This window comes from Bacillus sp. AFS073361 (assembly GCF_002567005.1).
In the GTDB taxonomy this organism is placed as follows: Bacteria; Bacillota; Bacilli; order Bacillales; family Cytobacillaceae; genus Neobacillus.
The window spans coordinates 201,788-218,132 of the sequence record NZ_NUZU01000010.1; the positions used below are offsets into that span (position 1 = coordinate 201,788).

17 protein-coding genes are annotated in these 16,345 nt (G+C 38.1%); 14 read left to right on the forward strand and 3 right to left on the reverse strand.

What is annotated here, in order from left to right:
• Window positions 1-24 precede the first annotated feature (24 nt).
• A complete protein-coding gene (locus tag COJ96_RS06690; RefSeq protein ID WP_098572181.1) occupies window positions 25-1,425 on the reverse strand; it encodes a hypothetical protein in 1,401 nt (466 codons plus the stop codon).
• Between the two features lie 300 nt (window positions 1,426-1,725).
• Between COJ96_RS06690 and hemE the strand changes: the two genes are divergently transcribed.
• The 10 genes from hemE to COJ96_RS06740 all read left to right on the forward strand — a co-directional run bounded on the left by hemE (window position 1,726) and on the right by COJ96_RS06740 (window position 12,213).
• Complete coding sequence (gene hemE / locus COJ96_RS06695; protein ID WP_098572182.1) at window positions 1,726-2,772, forward strand: uroporphyrinogen decarboxylase; 1,047 nt, start codon at window positions 1,726-1,728, stop codon at window positions 2,770-2,772.
• 158 nt (window positions 2,773-2,930) lie between these two features.
• Window positions 2,931-3,866: a ferrochelatase gene (gene hemH, locus COJ96_RS06700; RefSeq protein ID WP_098572183.1), complete on the forward strand. Its 936-nt coding sequence runs from the start codon at window positions 2,931-2,933 to the stop codon at window positions 3,864-3,866.
• 34 nt (window positions 3,867-3,900) lie between these two features.
• Window positions 3,901-5,325, forward strand: coding sequence for a protoporphyrinogen oxidase (hemY, locus tag COJ96_RS06705; RefSeq protein WP_098572184.1), 1,425 nt, complete (start codon window positions 3,901-3,903; stop codon window positions 5,323-5,325).
• 72 nt (window positions 5,326-5,397) lie between these two features.
• Window positions 5,398-6,132, forward strand: coding sequence for an MBL fold metallo-hydrolase (locus tag COJ96_RS06710; protein ID WP_098572185.1), 735 nt, complete (start codon window positions 5,398-5,400; stop codon window positions 6,130-6,132).
• A gap of 19 nt (window positions 6,133-6,151) precedes the next feature.
• The gene (gene lplA, locus COJ96_RS06715; protein WP_098572186.1) at window positions 6,152-7,141 is read left to right on the forward strand and encodes a lipoate--protein ligase; all 990 of its coding nucleotides are present in this window, start codon (window positions 6,152-6,154) and stop codon (window positions 7,139-7,141) included.
• Window positions 7,142-7,292: 151 nt separating this feature from the next.
• Window positions 7,293-8,852 carry a fatty acid--CoA ligase family protein gene (locus COJ96_RS06720; protein WP_098572187.1) on the forward strand — a complete coding sequence of 520 codons (1,560 nt, stop codon included), beginning with the start codon at window positions 7,293-7,295 and terminating at the stop codon, window positions 8,850-8,852.
• 53 nt (window positions 8,853-8,905) lie between these two features.
• On the forward strand, window positions 8,906-9,682 hold the full coding sequence (locus tag COJ96_RS06725) for an enoyl-CoA hydratase-related protein (protein ID WP_251456538.1): 777 nt from the start codon (window positions 8,906-8,908) through the stop codon (window positions 9,680-9,682).
• Between the two features lie 102 nt (window positions 9,683-9,784).
• Window positions 9,785-10,513 (forward strand): AzlC family ABC transporter permease, encoded by a 729-nt coding sequence (locus COJ96_RS06730; protein WP_098572205.1) that lies wholly within the window; start codon window positions 9,785-9,787, stop codon window positions 10,511-10,513.
• Window positions 10,503-10,811 carry an AzlD domain-containing protein gene (locus tag COJ96_RS06735; protein WP_098572189.1) on the forward strand — a complete coding sequence of 103 codons (309 nt, stop codon included), beginning with the start codon at window positions 10,503-10,505 and terminating at the stop codon, window positions 10,809-10,811. Before COJ96_RS06730 ends, COJ96_RS06735 begins: the two co-directional genes overlap by 11 nt.
• Window positions 10,812-10,941: 130 nt before the next feature.
• Window positions 10,942-12,213 carry a M48 family metallopeptidase gene (locus tag COJ96_RS06740; protein WP_098572190.1) on the forward strand — a complete coding sequence of 424 codons (1,272 nt, stop codon included), beginning with the start codon at window positions 10,942-10,944 and terminating at the stop codon, window positions 12,211-12,213.
• 166 nt (window positions 12,214-12,379) lie between these two features.
• Here COJ96_RS06740 and COJ96_RS06745 read toward each other — a convergent pair whose 3' ends face one another.
• Complete coding sequence (locus COJ96_RS06745; RefSeq protein ID WP_098572191.1) at window positions 12,380-12,616, reverse strand: IDEAL domain-containing protein; 237 nt, start codon at window positions 12,614-12,616, stop codon at window positions 12,380-12,382.
• A gap of 160 nt (window positions 12,617-12,776) precedes the next feature.
• On the opposite strand from COJ96_RS06745, the gene COJ96_RS06750 reads away from it, so the two are divergent.
• Window positions 12,777-13,379, forward strand: coding sequence for a competence protein ComK (locus COJ96_RS06750; protein WP_257148453.1), 603 nt, complete (start codon window positions 12,777-12,779; stop codon window positions 13,377-13,379).
• Between the two features lie 20 nt (window positions 13,380-13,399).
• Here COJ96_RS06750 and COJ96_RS06755 read toward each other — a convergent pair whose 3' ends face one another.
• Window positions 13,400-13,765 (reverse strand): YhjD family protein, encoded by a 366-nt coding sequence (locus COJ96_RS06755; protein WP_098572192.1) that lies wholly within the window; start codon window positions 13,763-13,765, stop codon window positions 13,400-13,402.
• Between the two features lie 270 nt (window positions 13,766-14,035).
• Between COJ96_RS06755 and COJ96_RS06760 the strand changes: the two genes are divergently transcribed.
• From COJ96_RS06760 to lepB, 3 genes are read left to right on the forward strand one after another with little or no spacing between them, the layout of a single operon-like run.
• Window positions 14,036-14,971 carry an LCP family protein gene (locus COJ96_RS06760; protein WP_098572193.1) on the forward strand — a complete coding sequence of 312 codons (936 nt, stop codon included), beginning with the start codon at window positions 14,036-14,038 and terminating at the stop codon, window positions 14,969-14,971.
• Window positions 14,972-15,013: 42 nt separating this feature from the next.
• Entirely contained in the window at window positions 15,014-15,679 is a 666-nt protein-coding gene (locus COJ96_RS06765) for a TVP38/TMEM64 family protein (protein WP_098572194.1), read from the forward strand.
• The gene (gene lepB, locus COJ96_RS06770; RefSeq protein ID WP_098572195.1) at window positions 15,669-16,223 is read left to right on the forward strand and encodes a signal peptidase I; all 555 of its coding nucleotides are present in this window, start codon (window positions 15,669-15,671) and stop codon (window positions 16,221-16,223) included. The genes COJ96_RS06765 and lepB overlap by 11 nt, the downstream gene beginning before the upstream one ends.
• Window positions 16,224-16,345 lie beyond the last annotated feature (122 nt).

Below are 16,345 nucleotides of genomic sequence, written 5' to 3' on the forward strand. Positions count from 1 at the left end.
CAGAGATCAGCCTCTTTACATGGATTAAATGAGGAACATCGCCGCAATTGTTGTAACAACAAGACCAATCACAACAGGCAGGAGGTTTCGTCTTGCGAGTTCAAATGGGTCCACATTACAGATGGCAGCTGCTGGGATTAACGCCCATGGTACAAGCGTACCTCCGCCAACCCAGATGGCAGCAATCTGCCCAAGGGCTGTCAATGTGGCTGCGCCTTTGCCGATGGCAACTGCAAATAGGCTTGCTACCGAGCCGGCAAGAGAAATTCCTGAAAAGCCGGAACCATCCAAACCAGTGATTGCACCCACAGTTGTTAGGGTAATCGCCCCAACTTCTTTACTTAACGGTACGATATTAGCGAGGGATACGCCTAAGTCATTTACAATACCTTGCGAAGCCTTTGGTAAAAAGTCGCCAATAATTTTTCCAAATCCGGCATCACCTAGGTAGAAAAACGCAGCGATTGGAATAACAGGTCCGAAAACCTTAAATCCAAATTGGAATCCTTCGATTAGATATTGAGTTGTTTTTTCTAAACCTTTATTTTTATGGCTGGTTAGAGTAATTAACAAAAGAATGAGAATGGAGGTACCGCCGATTAATGCGGTGGCATCCCCACCGGCTAAATCAAGGATTGACATAGCAGCAACATCCGCAGCAAACAATAATGGCACTAAAAAAGCAAAGAAACGTTTTTGGGCAAGTGATAAAAGTGAAGATTGATCAGTGGATCCTTCAGCAGGAGAATCCACGCTGACTGAGGTTGAAGTAGTGAGTATACCGCGCTTCATATCCCTTCGTAAGAAATAGAAGGCCGTAACAGTTGTAACAAGCCCCATAATAAACACTAATGGAATGCTTGCATTAATGACATCTTGAATGGGTATACCAGCTGCATCAGAGGTTAACTTAGGAGCAGCTTGAATGACAAAGTCACCGGATAAAGCGATTCCATGACCAAACAAGTTCATTGCCATGGCAACACCAAGTGCCGGAAGTCCTGCCCGAATCGCAACCGGAAGAAGAACAGCACCTAGAAGTGCAACAGCAGGGGACGGCCAGAAAAACCAGGAGATCACCATCATTAATATCCCAATCGTCCAATACGCTAGAGTTGGGTTACGGATTAACTTTCGAAAAGGTGAAATCATAACATCATTTATTCCAGTTACGGTTAATGTGTTGCTCATCGCAACAATTATTGAAATAACAAGAATGGTAGATAATAATTCTGTAATGGCATAACTGAAACTGTTAAAAATGCTGCTGATTGAATGACTTAACGAACCTGTTGCGGTAATAGCAATGAGGAAAATACCTACAATACATACAATCGACGTGTCCCTTCTCATGACCATAAATCCGATAATAAGGACAATAAACGTCACATAGATCCAATGAAGAGCAGTAAGCTCGACAATCATACTATTCCCTCCTTTCTTCATCCAGGGGGCTATAGCCCTGTTGGATGTAATACAGGATATGAAAATCGCCCTGAGTGGTGAGAGGAAAAAGTGAAAAAATATTGCGAAGCATTCTGTTGAATTTAACAAATTTTAAAACGTAAAAACGACACTTTTTTGACAGTTAATATCGTTAGCTATACACAAATAGGATTAATAGATATAGTAAATACAGTTTATTAAGAATCAGTAAGTTTTAAATTCAAGCTATATATATTAAAATGGACAACAGACATGTGTTTTGAAAGGTGGACTATAGTAATGGCAAGAACAATTAATGAAACATTTTTAAAAGCAGCAAGGGGAGAGAAGATTGATCATGTCCCTGTTTGGTATATGCGTCAGGCAGGCAGATCGCAGCCGGAGTATAGAGCGATTAAAGAAAAGTACTCCCTTTTTGAAATCACCCACCAGCCTGAGTTATGTGCGTATGTAACTCGCTTACCTGTTGAACAATATAACGTTGATGCGGCGATACTTTATAAAGATATTATGACACCCCTTCCTGCGATTGGCATGGAGGTAGAAATAAAGGGAGGGATTGGACCTGTTATTGACAATCCCATTCGTTCTTTAGAGGATGTGGAAAAACTGGGTGAAATTAATCCTGAGGAAGACGTTCCCTATGTATTGGACACCATTAAATTATTAACACAAGAGCAGTTATCCATGCCCTTAATCGGTTTTTCCGGTGCACCTTTTACACTGGCAAGTTATATGATCGAAGGAGGCCCTTCTAAAAACTATAATAAGACCAAGGCGTTTATGTACACGGAGCCGAAGGCATGGTTTGCATTAATGGACAAACTTGGCGATATGATCATTACATACGTAAAGTCGCAAATCAAAGCCGGTGCAAGGGCAATTCAGATTTTTGATTCATGGGTAGGAGCATTAAATGTGGAGGATTATCGTTACTTCATTAAACCTATCATGAACCGGATCCTTACATCATTAAAAGAGGAAAATGTTCCGTTAATTATGTTCGGTGTGGGTGCGAGTCATCTTGCATTAGAATGGAATGACCTTCCGCTTGATGTGGTAGGCTTAGATTGGCGTTTACCAATTCACCAAGCAAGAGAAATGGGAATCGATAAAACGGTTCAAGGAAACCTGGATCCAGCTATTTTGTTAGCCCCATGGGATGTTATTGAAGAAAGAGCAAAGGCGATTTTAGACCAAGGAATGGAACGCGATGGCTATATTTTTAATTTAGGTCATGGGGTATTCCCTTCTGTTAATCCAGAAACATTAAAAAAATTAACTTCATTTGTCCATGAGTATTCAGCATCAAAATTAAATCGATAATATCCCATTATAAGGCTTAAAATTGGTAAGGAGTTCAATTTTTTGGCACAATAAGATGGGCTGATCTAATGGGTCATTAGGGGCATCACAACTTTTAGTGACCCAGCCCAAACATTTGAATGGGAACTAGCGAACAGATTTATAAATGAGGTGCGAACATGACAAAAAAGAAAATGGGTCTACTTGTAATGGCTTACGGTACCCCATATACATTAGATGATTTAGAGGGATACTATACCCACATTAGGCATGGACGGAAGCCCACTCCAGAAATGATAGAAGAACTTCGAAGCCGGTATGAGGCTATTGGAGGGATTTCCCCTTTAGCAAAGATTACCCTGCTGCAAGCAGAAAAGCTCGAAGAACATTTAAATAGTGTTCAACAGGAGATAGAATTCAAAATGTATCTTGGGTTAAAACACATTACCCCCTTTATCGAAGATGCAGTGAAACAAATGCATGATGATGGAATCGAAGAAGCTATTAGTATCGTTCTTGCTCCTCACTATTCTACTTTCAGTATTAAATCCTATAATGGAAGAGCCAGAGAAGAAGCAGAAAAATTAGGCGGAAAGCTTAAAATAAGAGCCATTGACAGTTGGTATCAGGAACCGAAGTTTATTGATTATTGGGTGGACAAGGTAAAGGAAGTATTTGCAGGAATGCCTCAAGATGAGAAGGATCAATCTGTTCTGATTGTTTCCGCACATAGTCTGCCTGAAAAGATTCTACAGTTTGGGGATCCATACCCAAGCCAGCTTCAAGAAACTGCTGACCTTATTGCAAAACAGGCAGGAATAAAAAATTATGTGGTAGGATGGCAAAGTGCTGGGCAAACTCCAGAACCATGGCTTGGTCCTGATGTTCAGGATTTAACCAGGGATTTGTACCATGCCCATCATTATAAAGCATTTGTATATGCACCAGTAGGGTTTGTATGTGAACACCTTGAAGTGTTGTATGATAATGATTTTGAATGTAGAAAAGTGACGGAAGAATTAGGTGTTAATTATTATCGTCCGGAAATGCCTAATGCTAAGGAAGAATTTATTGATGCATTATCGACCGTCGTCCTAAAAATGACTGCAGAATAGGCTTAAGAATGTGTGTTGAAGGAAGGTGACCACCGTGGCGGAAGAAAAACAAAAAATTATCATTATCGGGGGAGGGATTTCTGGGCTTACCTCAGCTTTTTATCTTCAAAAAGCAATTCAGGAAGAGAATCTCCCTATTGAGTTGAAACTTATCGAAGCATCACATCGTCTCGGCGGCAAAATGCAAACTGTTATTAGGGACGGTTTTACAATTGAGAGAGGGCCGGATTCATTTTTAGCCCGGAAGTTAAGTATTAGCAGGCTTGCAAAGGAAGTAGGAATGGAAGATCAATTAGTCCATAATTCTACAGGTAAATCATACGTTTTAGTTAATGAGAAACTTCACTCTATGCCCGGTGGTTCAATTATGGGAATACCAACCGAAGTTGGACCTTTTCTCACAACTGATCTTTTTTCCATTCCTGGTAAATTAAGAGCTGCAGCGGATTTCATTCTACCAAAATCAGAAAGTGGAAAAGACCAATCCTTAGGTGAATTCTTCAGAAGAAGACTTGGAGATGAAGTGGTTGAAAACTTAATTGAACCTTTATTGTCTGGGATTTATGCGGGAGATATTGATCAATTAAGCCTCATGTCTACTTTTCCACAATTTTATGAAGTAGAACAGAAATACAGAAGCCTGATCATTGGTATGAAAAAATCCACTCCTTCCCAACCGAAAACGCCTGTTAGCAAGGAAAAAGCGAAAGGTGCATTTTTAACCTTTAAAACTGGATTACAATCGTTTGCTGAGGCCATAGAAGCCAAAATAGATCCAAAAACGATCTTAAAAGGTCATCGAGTTGATAAAATTACTAAGCACGGTAATAAATATGATGTATATCTCAATAATGGGGAAACATTAGTGGCGGATAGCATTATCGCAGCTACTCCTCATAAGATAACACAGTCAATGTTTGCGGATTATCACTTTTTTGATCCTTTTAAAACAGTCCCTTCTACATCAGTTGCCACCGTTGCTCTAGCTTTTCCTGAAGAAGCTGTGAAAAATGATATTGACGGAACAGGTTTCGTCGTTTCTAGAAACAACGATTATTCAATTACTGCTTGTACGTGGACACATAAAAAATGGGCTCATTCAGCACCAAAAGGGAAAGTACTCTTACGTTGTTATGTGGGACGAGCAGGAGAAGAAACAATCGTCGATCTCTCTGATGACCGGATTATCAAGATTGTCTTGGATGACTTGAAAAAGATCATGGATATCACGACGAATCCTGATTTTTCAATTATTTCCCGCTGGAAAAATTCTATGCCTCAATATACAGTGGGACATAAACAACGTGTAACGGACATCATAGAGCATATGAATGCCGAGCTGCCTGGGGTATTTTTAGCAGGTGCTTCTTATGGCGGTGTCGGACTTCCTGATTGTATTGATCAAGGCGAGGCAGCCGTCCAAAATGTATTAGATTATTTAAAAAAAGAAAATTTTTAAAACGAAGCTGTACATTGCTGGCAGCTTCTTTCTTCTGCTTGTAATTTACACTATGAAGGTGGAGGCGTTATTTTGAAACTTACGGTTATTGGTTATTGGGGTGGATATCCGAAGGAGAATGAAGCTAGTTCTGGTTATCTGCTTGAACATGATGGCTTTCAATTGTTAATGGATTGTGGAAGCGGGGTACTTTCTAAGATACAAAATGTTACCCAGCCTGAGGAACTAGATGCGGTAATCCTTTCGCATTACCATCCTGACCACATCGCAGATATTGGCGTCTTACAGCATGCAAGATTAATCCAAGGATTTTTAGGAAAGAAGACTCAAACATTGCCTCTATATGGTCATGATTTGGATCAATCTGAATTTAACAAATTAACCTATAAAGATATAACAAAAGGGGTTTCTTATAATCCTAGTGAGGTTCTCACCATAGGTCCATTTCATGTTTCTTTTCTTAGAACAGACCACCCGGCCCCGTGCTACGCAATGAGAATAGAAGCAAATGGAAAAGCAATTGTTTATACAGGTGATAGTTCGTATAAAGAGGAGTTTATTGAGTTCAGTCGCAATGCTGATTTACTACTTTGTGAATGTAACTTTTATGGACATCAAAATGGAAAATCAGCAGGGCACATGAACAGTATTGACGCGGGAAAGTTTGCACATAAAGCAGAAGTGAAGCAATTAGTTTTAACACATTTGCCTCACTATGGGTCCTTACCTCAGTTAATTACTGAAGCATCAAGTCAGTTTGCGGGTATAATTAGGCTTGCAGAAGAATTTCAATCTATTTCACTATAAAAAGGGGCCATCAACTATTATGTTATTTATTGATAATAAAGGAGTCACTGATCCAAGGATAAATTTGGCGATTGAGGAATACGCGCTGAAAAATCTTGATATTAATGAAACGTATTTATTATTTTATATAAATGAACCGTCTATCATAATCGGTAAGAACCAAAATACCATTGAAGAAATTAATACAGAGTATGTGGAAGGTAACGGCATTAAAGTTGTCCGGAGACTGTCCGGCGGCGGTGCGGTCTATCATGATCTTGGTAATTTAAACTTTAGTTTTATCACAAAGGATGACGGGGAGAGTTTTCATAATTTCCGTAAATTTACTGAACCGGTTGTGAAGGCATTAAAAAAATTAGGAGTAAACGCCGAATTAAGCGGCAGAAATGACATTGAGGTCGGAGGCAGAAAAATTTCTGGAAATGCCCAATTTTCAACCAAGGGTAGAATGTTTAGCCATGGGACGTTAATGCTGAATTCCGAAATAGAAAATGTTGTCTCAGCGTTAAAAGTTAAAAAGGATAAAATCGAGTCCAAAGGAATTAAATCTGTCCGCAGCCGGGTTGCCAATATTTCTGAGTTTCTTACTGAAAAGATAGAAGTTGGTGAATTCAGATCCTTACTGTTAAAGAATATATTTGAGGGGCAAGAGGAAGTGCCAGAATATCTTCTTACGGAAGAAGATTGGGAAAAAATTCACCAACTTTCAAAAGAACGTTACCAAAACTGGGATTGGAACTATGGAAGATCGCCTAAGTTCAATTTACAGCATTCGCACCGCTTCCCTGTAGGCAGTATTGATGTTCGTTTAGAGGTCAATAAGGGGGTCATTGAAAATTGTAAAATCTATGGCGACTTTTTTGGTGTGGGGGATGTAAGTGAAATTGAGGCAAAGTTAACGGGCGCGCGATATGAAAAAAATGAAATCGAAAAGGCTCTTGCAGATGTTGACACTACCCATTACTTTGGAAATATTGACAAGAAAGATTTTTTAAATTTGTTATATTAAGAAGTGAGGCACAGCATTTTCAAATGCTGTGCTATCTTTTTATCTGAATTTTCAAGTATTATACTTGTATAGGTTCTGTACTTTTAATATAATAAGTTTAGAAAATTGCTGTAATTTTGTGAATGAACATTCATTCAACAGGAGGGAGAATATGAATCTTTTATCAAAGTTTGAAGAATCAGCGAAGAACTTTGCTGCTAAACCAGCCTATTATTTTATGAACCAAATCTGTACTTATGCTGAATTAGATGGTGCGATTACTAAATTTGCATCCGGTTTAGAAAAATTAGGGGTGAAAAAAGGGGATCATATTGCCATATTGCTGGGGAACTCGCCGCACTTTGTAATCAGCTTATATGGTGCATTACGATTGGGGGCAACTGTTATCCCAGTAAATCCTATCTATACTGCCGATGAGATTGGCTATATATTAAATAATGGTGACGTTAAAGCAGTTATCGGGCTTGACCTGGCAATCCCATTAGTTGAAAAAATTCACACCTCCCTTCCCAAAGTAGAACATTATATTTTTTGTGAAACAGCTCCAAATAGCAATGTAGAATCGAAAATTGAGAATCTATCATGCTCTCCAAAAATGAAATCGTTTTCATTGGTAATTGCAGCTGGAGACTTAACCTTTAAGGGACCTGAGCTCCAGGACGATGATACAGCTGTCATTCTTTATACATCAGGTACGACAGGTCAACCTAAGGGTGCAATGTTAACGCATAGAAATTTATATAGTAATGCTAAAGATGTAAGCGAATATTTGAAAATGAATTCCGATGATAAGGTAGTAACTGTCCTTCCTATGTTCCATGTTTTCTGTTTGACTGTTGCCTTAAATGCACCATTATTAAGTGGAGCAACGCTATTAATAACTCCAAAATTCAGTCCAAAGGAAATTTTTGGATTAGTTAAAGAAAATAGAGCTACTGTTTTTGCAGGTGTCCCAACCATGTATAATTTCCTTCTTCAATATCCTGATGGAAATCCTGAAGACTTAAAATCTTTACGCCTATGTATCTCAGGAGGGGCTTCCTTACCCGTAGCCCTTTTAAAGAATTTTGAACAAAAGTTTACTGTTGTCATTTCTGAAGGCTATGGGTTGTCTGAGGCTTCTCCTGTTACTTGCTTTAATCCGCTTGACCGCCCTCGAAAGCCAGGGTCAATCGGGACATCCATCCTCCACGTTGAAAATAAAATCTTTAATGAGCTTGGTGAAGAAGTCTCCATTGGCGAGGTAGGAGAATTGGTTGTGAGAGGTCCTAATGTCATGAAAGGGTACTATAAAATGCCCGAAGAAACCATAACGACTATTCGAAATGGCTGGCTTCATACTGGGGACCTTGCCAAAATGGATGAAGATGGGTACTTTTATATTGTCGATCGAAAAAAGGATCTCATCCTAGTAGGCGGCTATAATGTCTATCCGCGTGAAGTGGAAGAGGTTATTTATAACCATCCAGATGTTGTCGAAGTGGCTGTTCTCGGCGTTCCAGACCTAGATCTCGGGGAGGCTGTAAAAGCCTTTGTTGTCAGCAGGGACCCTGAGCTAACAACAGAACAATTACTAGATTATTGCAAGGAGCACTTAGCCAAATATAAAATTCCTTCTTCAATTGAATTCATTGATGAACTTCCAAAGAATACAACTGGGAAAATCTTAAGAAGGGCACTAAAGACACAGGTAGTCGAAACCAGAAACTAGAATTTATTTCAGAGGACAGGTTGTGTTAACCTGCCCTATTAAGGGGGAGCATGGTGGAGCCAATTTTGCTGGAGTTTAATAATCATTTGGCAGTTGTCACAATTAATCGGGCCGATTCTTTAAATGCGTTTAATTATGAGACATTACTCGATTTACAGAAAACGGTTGAAGAAATTAGAATAAACCCAAAAGTTCAGGCTGTTCTTTTTATTGGTGCCGGTGAAAAGGCATTTAGCGTGGGGGCTGATTTAAAGGAACGAAAATCATTAACTGACGAACAAGTGAAGCGAAATCTATATAAAATTAATGAGGTTTTTACGGCAATTGATAGTCTGCCCCAACCGACTATTGCCGCAATAAATGGATTTGCTTTTGGTGGAGGAATGGAGTTAGCTTTGGCTTGTGATTTCCGTTTTGCAGCAAGAGAAGCACTATTGGGGTTAACGGAAACGAGTCTTGCTATCATTCCAGGTGCAGGCGGGACACAACGTTTACCACGCTTAATAGGTCAGGCGAAGGCCTTGGAACTCATTTTGACAGCACGCCGCTTGTCCGCTGATGAGGCTTATGCCTTTGGACTGCTGACAAAAGTTGTAGAGAGAAAAGATTTAATGACAGCGTGTTCAGCCTTTTGTTCGCAATTACTGGCAAATGGGCCTATTGCATTGCAACAAGCCAAGTTTGCTATTAAAAATGGGATGAATACGGATCTAAACACAGGATTACAAATAGAAAGAAAAGCATACGAAGTAACACTCCCAACAGAAGATCGAATCGAAGCATTGCAAGCTTTCGCTGAAAAAAGAAAGCCAGCCTTTAAAGGGAAATAACGAAACATGGTGCTTGGCGCCATGTTTTTTTATTTTATTTTGACTGAAAATTTGCTATTATTTATTCTTAAATGTGTAAGTGCAACAAGGGGAGGAATAGAGTTGGCGGATTTAGCTTTTAGTAAAGAATCGTCGGAATTTAAAAAAGGACTTCAAGCCGGGATAAGTATCGGAATTGGCTATTTTCCAATTGCACTGACCTTTGGTCTTCTCGCTAAGACTTCGGGACTATCTCTATCCGAAACGGTGTTAATGAGTTTAATTGTATTTGCAGGTGCATCCCAATACATATCACTTAGTCTGATCGCCTATGGTACAGGAATATTTGAAATTATTTTAACAACGTTTATTGTAAATATTCGTCATTTCCTAATGAGTACATCCTTGAATGAAAAAGTTGAAGAGGACCATCTAATTAATAAGTTAATTTATTCATTTGGGATAACGGATGAAACATTTTCAGTGGTTGCTACAAAAGAGGGACCGGCGGCAACTGGCTTTTTATTTGGTGTTATCTCGGTATCATATTCTAGTTGGGTAGTTTTTTCTGGACTGGGTCATTTGATTGGAGCTAACCTGCCTCAAACCCTGCAGGAAAGCATGGGGGTCGCGCTATATGCCATGTTTATTGGACTTCTAGTCCCATCCATGAAAAAAAGCGTAAAGGTAGTATTTCTAGCAGTACTAGGCGCGATATTTAATTCGATTTTTACCATTGGAGACCTCATGGCTCAAGGCTGGGCAATTGTTACCGCAACCATTTTATCAGCCGTCATTATCGAATCAGTTGAAGTAATTAAAAGGAATCGGAGTGTAAGAAATGAAAGCTGAAATCGTTTGGATGATTCTTGGGATGGGTTTGGTTACATATATACCGCGTATGATGCCTTTTGTTTTATTTAAAGGGAAAGAACTGCCTCCTTTTATTCAAGGAGTTCTAAAAAATGTTCCTTATGCTACACTAGGGGCTTTAATTTTCCCAGCGATTATTTTTATTCAGAAGGAAGATATCTGGTATGGGGTAATAGGGGCCGTAGCTGCTTTTATTGCGGCAATATTAGGGGCTAATGTCATCGTAGTAGTCATTGGATCTATTGCTGTTCTATCCATATATTCATATCTTATGTAAGTCGGTATTTAAAACCGGCTTTTTTATTATCTAGGCTCCTTTGCCGAGGCACTTGCATTTTAATTGTTCTAATTTGTCCTTTTTTAACTAAACTAAGTATAGAGAGTTTGTACAAAAAGGGGGATAAATCGTGGCGAGAAAAATGGGAGTCTATGCGGTCGTGGGCTACATTCTATATGGATTGATTATTTATTGGTATTTATTCTATTTTGCTGATTCGAGCCTTCCATTTGAATATGAAGGATCGAAGGCGGACCCGGCCACCTTTTTGAATGGCAGGGAACTTATGTTGAGTGAGGAGTACTCCAAAATAAGGAATTTATTATTTTTCTTATCCACTCCCTTAGAATGGCTCATTTACTTCTTCATATTATTATTTGGCTTATCTAAAGCAATTAAGAAATGGGCTGAAAACTCCACTAAGTATAAACTGCTGCAAACAGCCATTTATTTGATTTGGTTATCTGTTTTCGCTTATTTGGCGACATTTCCAATAAGCTATATTAGTTTTAATTTATCAAAAACCTATAATATTTCGACCCAGTCGTTTGCTTCCTGGATGAAAGATGAGGTAATAGATTTTTGGCTTAATTATGGGACTTGGCTGATCATTGTCCCGGTATTATACTGGTTGATGAAGAAAAGTCAAAAACGATGGTGGCTGTATGGGTGGCTTTTATCTATTCCATTTACATTATTTATGATGTTTCTCCAGCCAGTTGTGATTGACCCGTTATATAATGACTTTTATCCTTTAAAAGATAAAGCATTGGAAACAAAAATTTTGACACTGGCCGAAAAGGCTCAAATTCCAGCTACCCATGTATTTGAAGTGAATAAGTCAGAAGAAACCAATGCTTTAAATGCCTATGTCACGGGGATCGGTTCTAATGCCCGGATTGTCCTATGGGATACTACCTTAAATAAACTATCGGATAATCAAATCTTATTCATAATGGCTCATGAAATGTGCCATTATGTAGAAAAACATATTTATTTTGGAATAGCTGGGTACCTTTTGATATCACTGCTCGGTTTGTATTTGACCTATAGAATTATGAATTGGGCCACCAAACGATGGGGCAGCGAATTGAAAATCTCGGATGTAAGAGATATTTGTTCACTTCCATTATTTTTTATGATCCTTTCGATGCTTCTGTTTGCTGCCAGTCCATTTACTAATTTTACTTCTCGTTATCAGGAAACACGCGCCGATAAATATGCGATTGAAATGACTAAAAATTCAGAGGCTGCGATTACTTCTTTTCAGGAATTAACTCGTTCTGGTTTAAGTCAAGTTAATCCGCCGTTATTAGTAAAAATCTTCAGGTATACCCATCCTTCCATGCTTGATCGGATATCGATGCTTGAAGAGTATGAAGTGAACCAAAGGAATAAATAGGTGCCAACATAAAAAGGGCTGAGACATCAATATATGTCTACAGCCTTTTTTGTTACATAAAATTACTCAAAGGAAGTGGAAATATTTTTAAATAGTATGTTCCTTCATTAGACAAGCATTTGATGAAACGAAAAAAGCCGTCAGTCCTGACGGCAGTTAAAGTTTTTTACGTTCCAAACTTTTTGTAAATTTCCTTTAGTTGCATGGATAACAGGAGAAATGATTTTTTGTCTCGGGAATCAATGGCCGCGTCGATTTTTTGCAGTAATTTTTCTCTTTCGACTGTTAGCTGAATTTCGGACAACAGCATGTCGATGTATAAATCCTGGACAAAATTCTCTTTCAAGCGATTGCGTTTCATGGCACCAAGTTTCATTAATTCCGTGTATGATTTTTCATTCATGAAAATCACCTCTGATGCTTTTTAAAATTATATGGTTTTTTTTGAAGAATATCATTAATTTTAAAATTTTCAGATAAATATTTATTTCTCCTAAATTTTGTGAATAATTTAGGAACAGTTCAGAAAAGTAAGGGAATAAAAAACAAGGAGTGTTAAGATAATGATGGATAAAATGAAAAGGGAGTTGAATGAATTGAAGCAAACCGAGATCGAAGATTATGAAATCAATTTACGTACGATGTTTGTAGAACCGGTGGTTTATGGAAGTAAAATTTATTCACGTGTAGTTGAAGTAGAAGATGAATTCTTGTTACCCCTTAAGCCCTTGGATCTGATTAAAAAAAGTTGCAATTATTATGGTGTCGATTACGAAAGCAGGAAAAGAGGTACACGGCAGCTAATTGGTTATTTCCGAAAACTTTCAATTATCATTGAACCAACTTACCACATCTATTTTTTCCCTACAGTTTCGCCGTTAAAACCTGAGTGTATTTGGATAGCATTTGAACATGTGGAATGTTATCGCCGCGTAGCCGCACAAAAGACAATGATCATTTTCCGTAACAAGCAATCACATATATTTCCAGTTCCGGTAAGTACAATAGAAGGACAGATGTTAAGAACGTCATTATTAAAAACAAAGCTCATGCAAAGAATAGAAAGTAATGGGAGAAAGTTCTCTAATAAAGCAAATGGACCCCAGTTAATAAATGCTCTGGAAAGCTCCCTAGAGTACGATGCCCATTCGAAGGGTTCCGAATAAGGTTGGTTTTTTCTATACAATTAACGGGACAGATGTTTTTTTAATAAGTAGGCCTCCATTATTTCTTGGACCTTATTACGTATCCTTGGGTTAAAGTAATTATGGTTTTCTTCGTAGCCTTTATAAATAAACCTGTATAAAGTAAAAGCATCGTCCCGTTTTTTTTCAATTACTTGAAGTTTATTTTTTTTCATATATTGTTTAACTTCCGCCAATTCCTTCTGAATTTCCTTCATCGTTTCCTCAATCAAATCTAAATAGGGTTGTTTGAGTTTAAAAGGGCTCTTTTCGACAACGGATAAATCCCGGTTTAAGATAATTAGAACCATTGGCAAATACATTGCCTTCTCCATTATGTCTCGATCATCTTCGGGGATTCTGGTCATTTTCAGCCACACCTTTCACTTTTATGAGAACAAATGTTCTTTTTTATTTTACAAAAAAGGAACATTAAAAGCAATAGGACTATACATAAACAAAACTCGTCATTTGGTCGAGTTTTATTTATTGAAAATTGCAGTTGTTATATGAGAAAGTTTTTATTAATAGAAGGATATCTGATGGGGGAAAATGAATTAAATGAAGAAACCCCTAAAAAGAAAAAACAGTCTTATAAATAGGAGCATAAAAAACATGGATGAATAGGTGATAATCAAATGAGATCTGATAAACATCAAGTGAAGAGAAAGAAACGATGGCCATCAGTGTTACTGATATTCTTACTTTTAATTGGGGCAGTTGCAGGCTATGCTTATTTTCAGTACAAGCAGGGCGTTAACCAATCATTAAAAAAAATTGATAAAAACGCATCAAATGTTGTCTATACCTTCGAAGGGCAAAAAGATCAGTATGGGGGAACGAATATCCTTTTGCTTGGCAGTGATGCAAGAGGAAAAGAAAAGTCTCGCGCAGATACTATCATGATTGTTCATTATAATGAAGACAAAGGAACCTTTAAATTAACTTCAATTATGAGGGACAGTTACCTCGAAATTCCAGGGCATGGTAAACACAAAGTTAATTCAGCATTCGCACGCGGTGGACCAGAATTAATGAGGCAAACAATTAAGCACAATTTTGATATTGACCTTCAATATTATGTCATTGTCGATTTTCAAGGCTTCGTGCAACTTATTGATGAAGCATTCCCAAATGGGGTAGAAATCGATGTAGAGAAAAAAATGTCAAAAAATATTGATGTAACTTTAGAGCCAGGTCTGCAAAAATTAAATGGAGAGGAAATGCTTGGTTATGTCCGCTACCGTCATGATGCAATCGGGGATTTTGGAAGGGTAGAACGTCAACAAAAGGCGGTTAAGGCAATCGGGGATCAATTGATGGGACTGCAAACAATTCCAAAGCTCCCTAAACTGATTGGTGTAGTGACTCCTTATGTGAATACAAATATGAAAACTTCAGACATAACATTTATGGCGAAGGATTTCTTTTCAAATGATCGTGGAAATATTGATACGTTACGAATTCCTGTTGAAAATAGCTATTCAGATGCGCGTATAGCTGGAGAAGGAGCCGTATTAGATATCAATGTTGAAAAAAATAAAGAGGCACTTCATCAATTTATCACAAAGTAATTATTTACACTGCTAATTCTTAAAAAAATGAGGAGAAATAGGATGGATATTGAATCATTAAGAGCATGGTTTACGCTTGAACATATAATGAATTTAATTCGGGAATACCGAGCCCTTGGCCCCATACCTGGCATAATGCTTATTGTCATTGAGGCATTTTTGCCGTTTCTCCCATTGTTTATATTTGTAATGGCTAATGCCAGTGCTTTTGGACTTTGGTTAGGATTTTTATACTCATGGCTCGGTGCTTGTATGGGGGCTATGCTCGTATTTTTACTTATCAGAAAGTTTGGGCAGCAAAAGTTATTATCTTTCTTGTCCAAGCACCCTCAGGTTCGTAAATTAATGGATTGGCTGGATCGTCATGGATTCGGCCCCCTCTTTTTAATGCTATGTTTTCCATTTACCCCCTCAGCTGTAGTGAATATAGTTGCAGGTCTTTCTAAAATTCGTCTTTCTCAATACATGCTAGCTGTGTGTATCGGGAAGATGGTGATGATATTCACAATTAGTTTTGTAGGCTATGATATCCAGTCATTGCTGACGAAGCCGCTTCGGACTGTTGTAGTATTGCTTATTATATTCATTCTTTGGTTTGTTGGTAAAAGAATTGAGGGCAGAATGAATAAGAGCATGGAAACTGACCATAATGGTGAAATAGATAGAAACTATAAACAGGAGAGACGGAGGAGCGTTAATGAAGATTGAATGGAAAAAGGAAGGCATGGAATGGGCTAAGGCTTTTGCGATTGGAATCATTATTTTTGCTTTTATTCGTACATTTTTCTTTTCAAATTATGTAGTCGAAGGCGAATCAATGATGCCAACGCTTCAGGATGGGAACAAGCTGGTAGTTAATAAGCTGGGTTATCAAGTGGGGGAATTGAATCGATTCGATGTGATTGTTTTTCATGCCAATGAAAAAGAGGATTTTGTCAAACGAATTATTGGCCTGCCAGGTGACAAGATTGAATACAGAAAAGACCTATTGTATATTAATGGGCATAAGTATGATGAACCGTTTTTAAATGTGTATAAACAAAAATCTCCTGGAATAAGGATTACTGGTGATTTCAGCTTAAAAGAAATTACCGGTGAAAATACAGTCCCTGACGGAAAATTATTTGTTCTTGGTGATAATCGTTTAGGAAGTTGGGACAGCCGACAATTTGGTTTTATAAACGCTAGTCAAGTAGTAGGAAAAGTCGATTTACGCTACTGGCCATTAAATGAAATGGACGTCCATTTTTAAATAAAGAGATGAAGGCACTATACACGATGAACAATCGTGTTTTTTTTGTCTTGGCATGTTAAGCATTATTGATATTAGCACAAGTTGATTGGAGCGGAAGGTGCGAGACTCCTGCGGGAGTA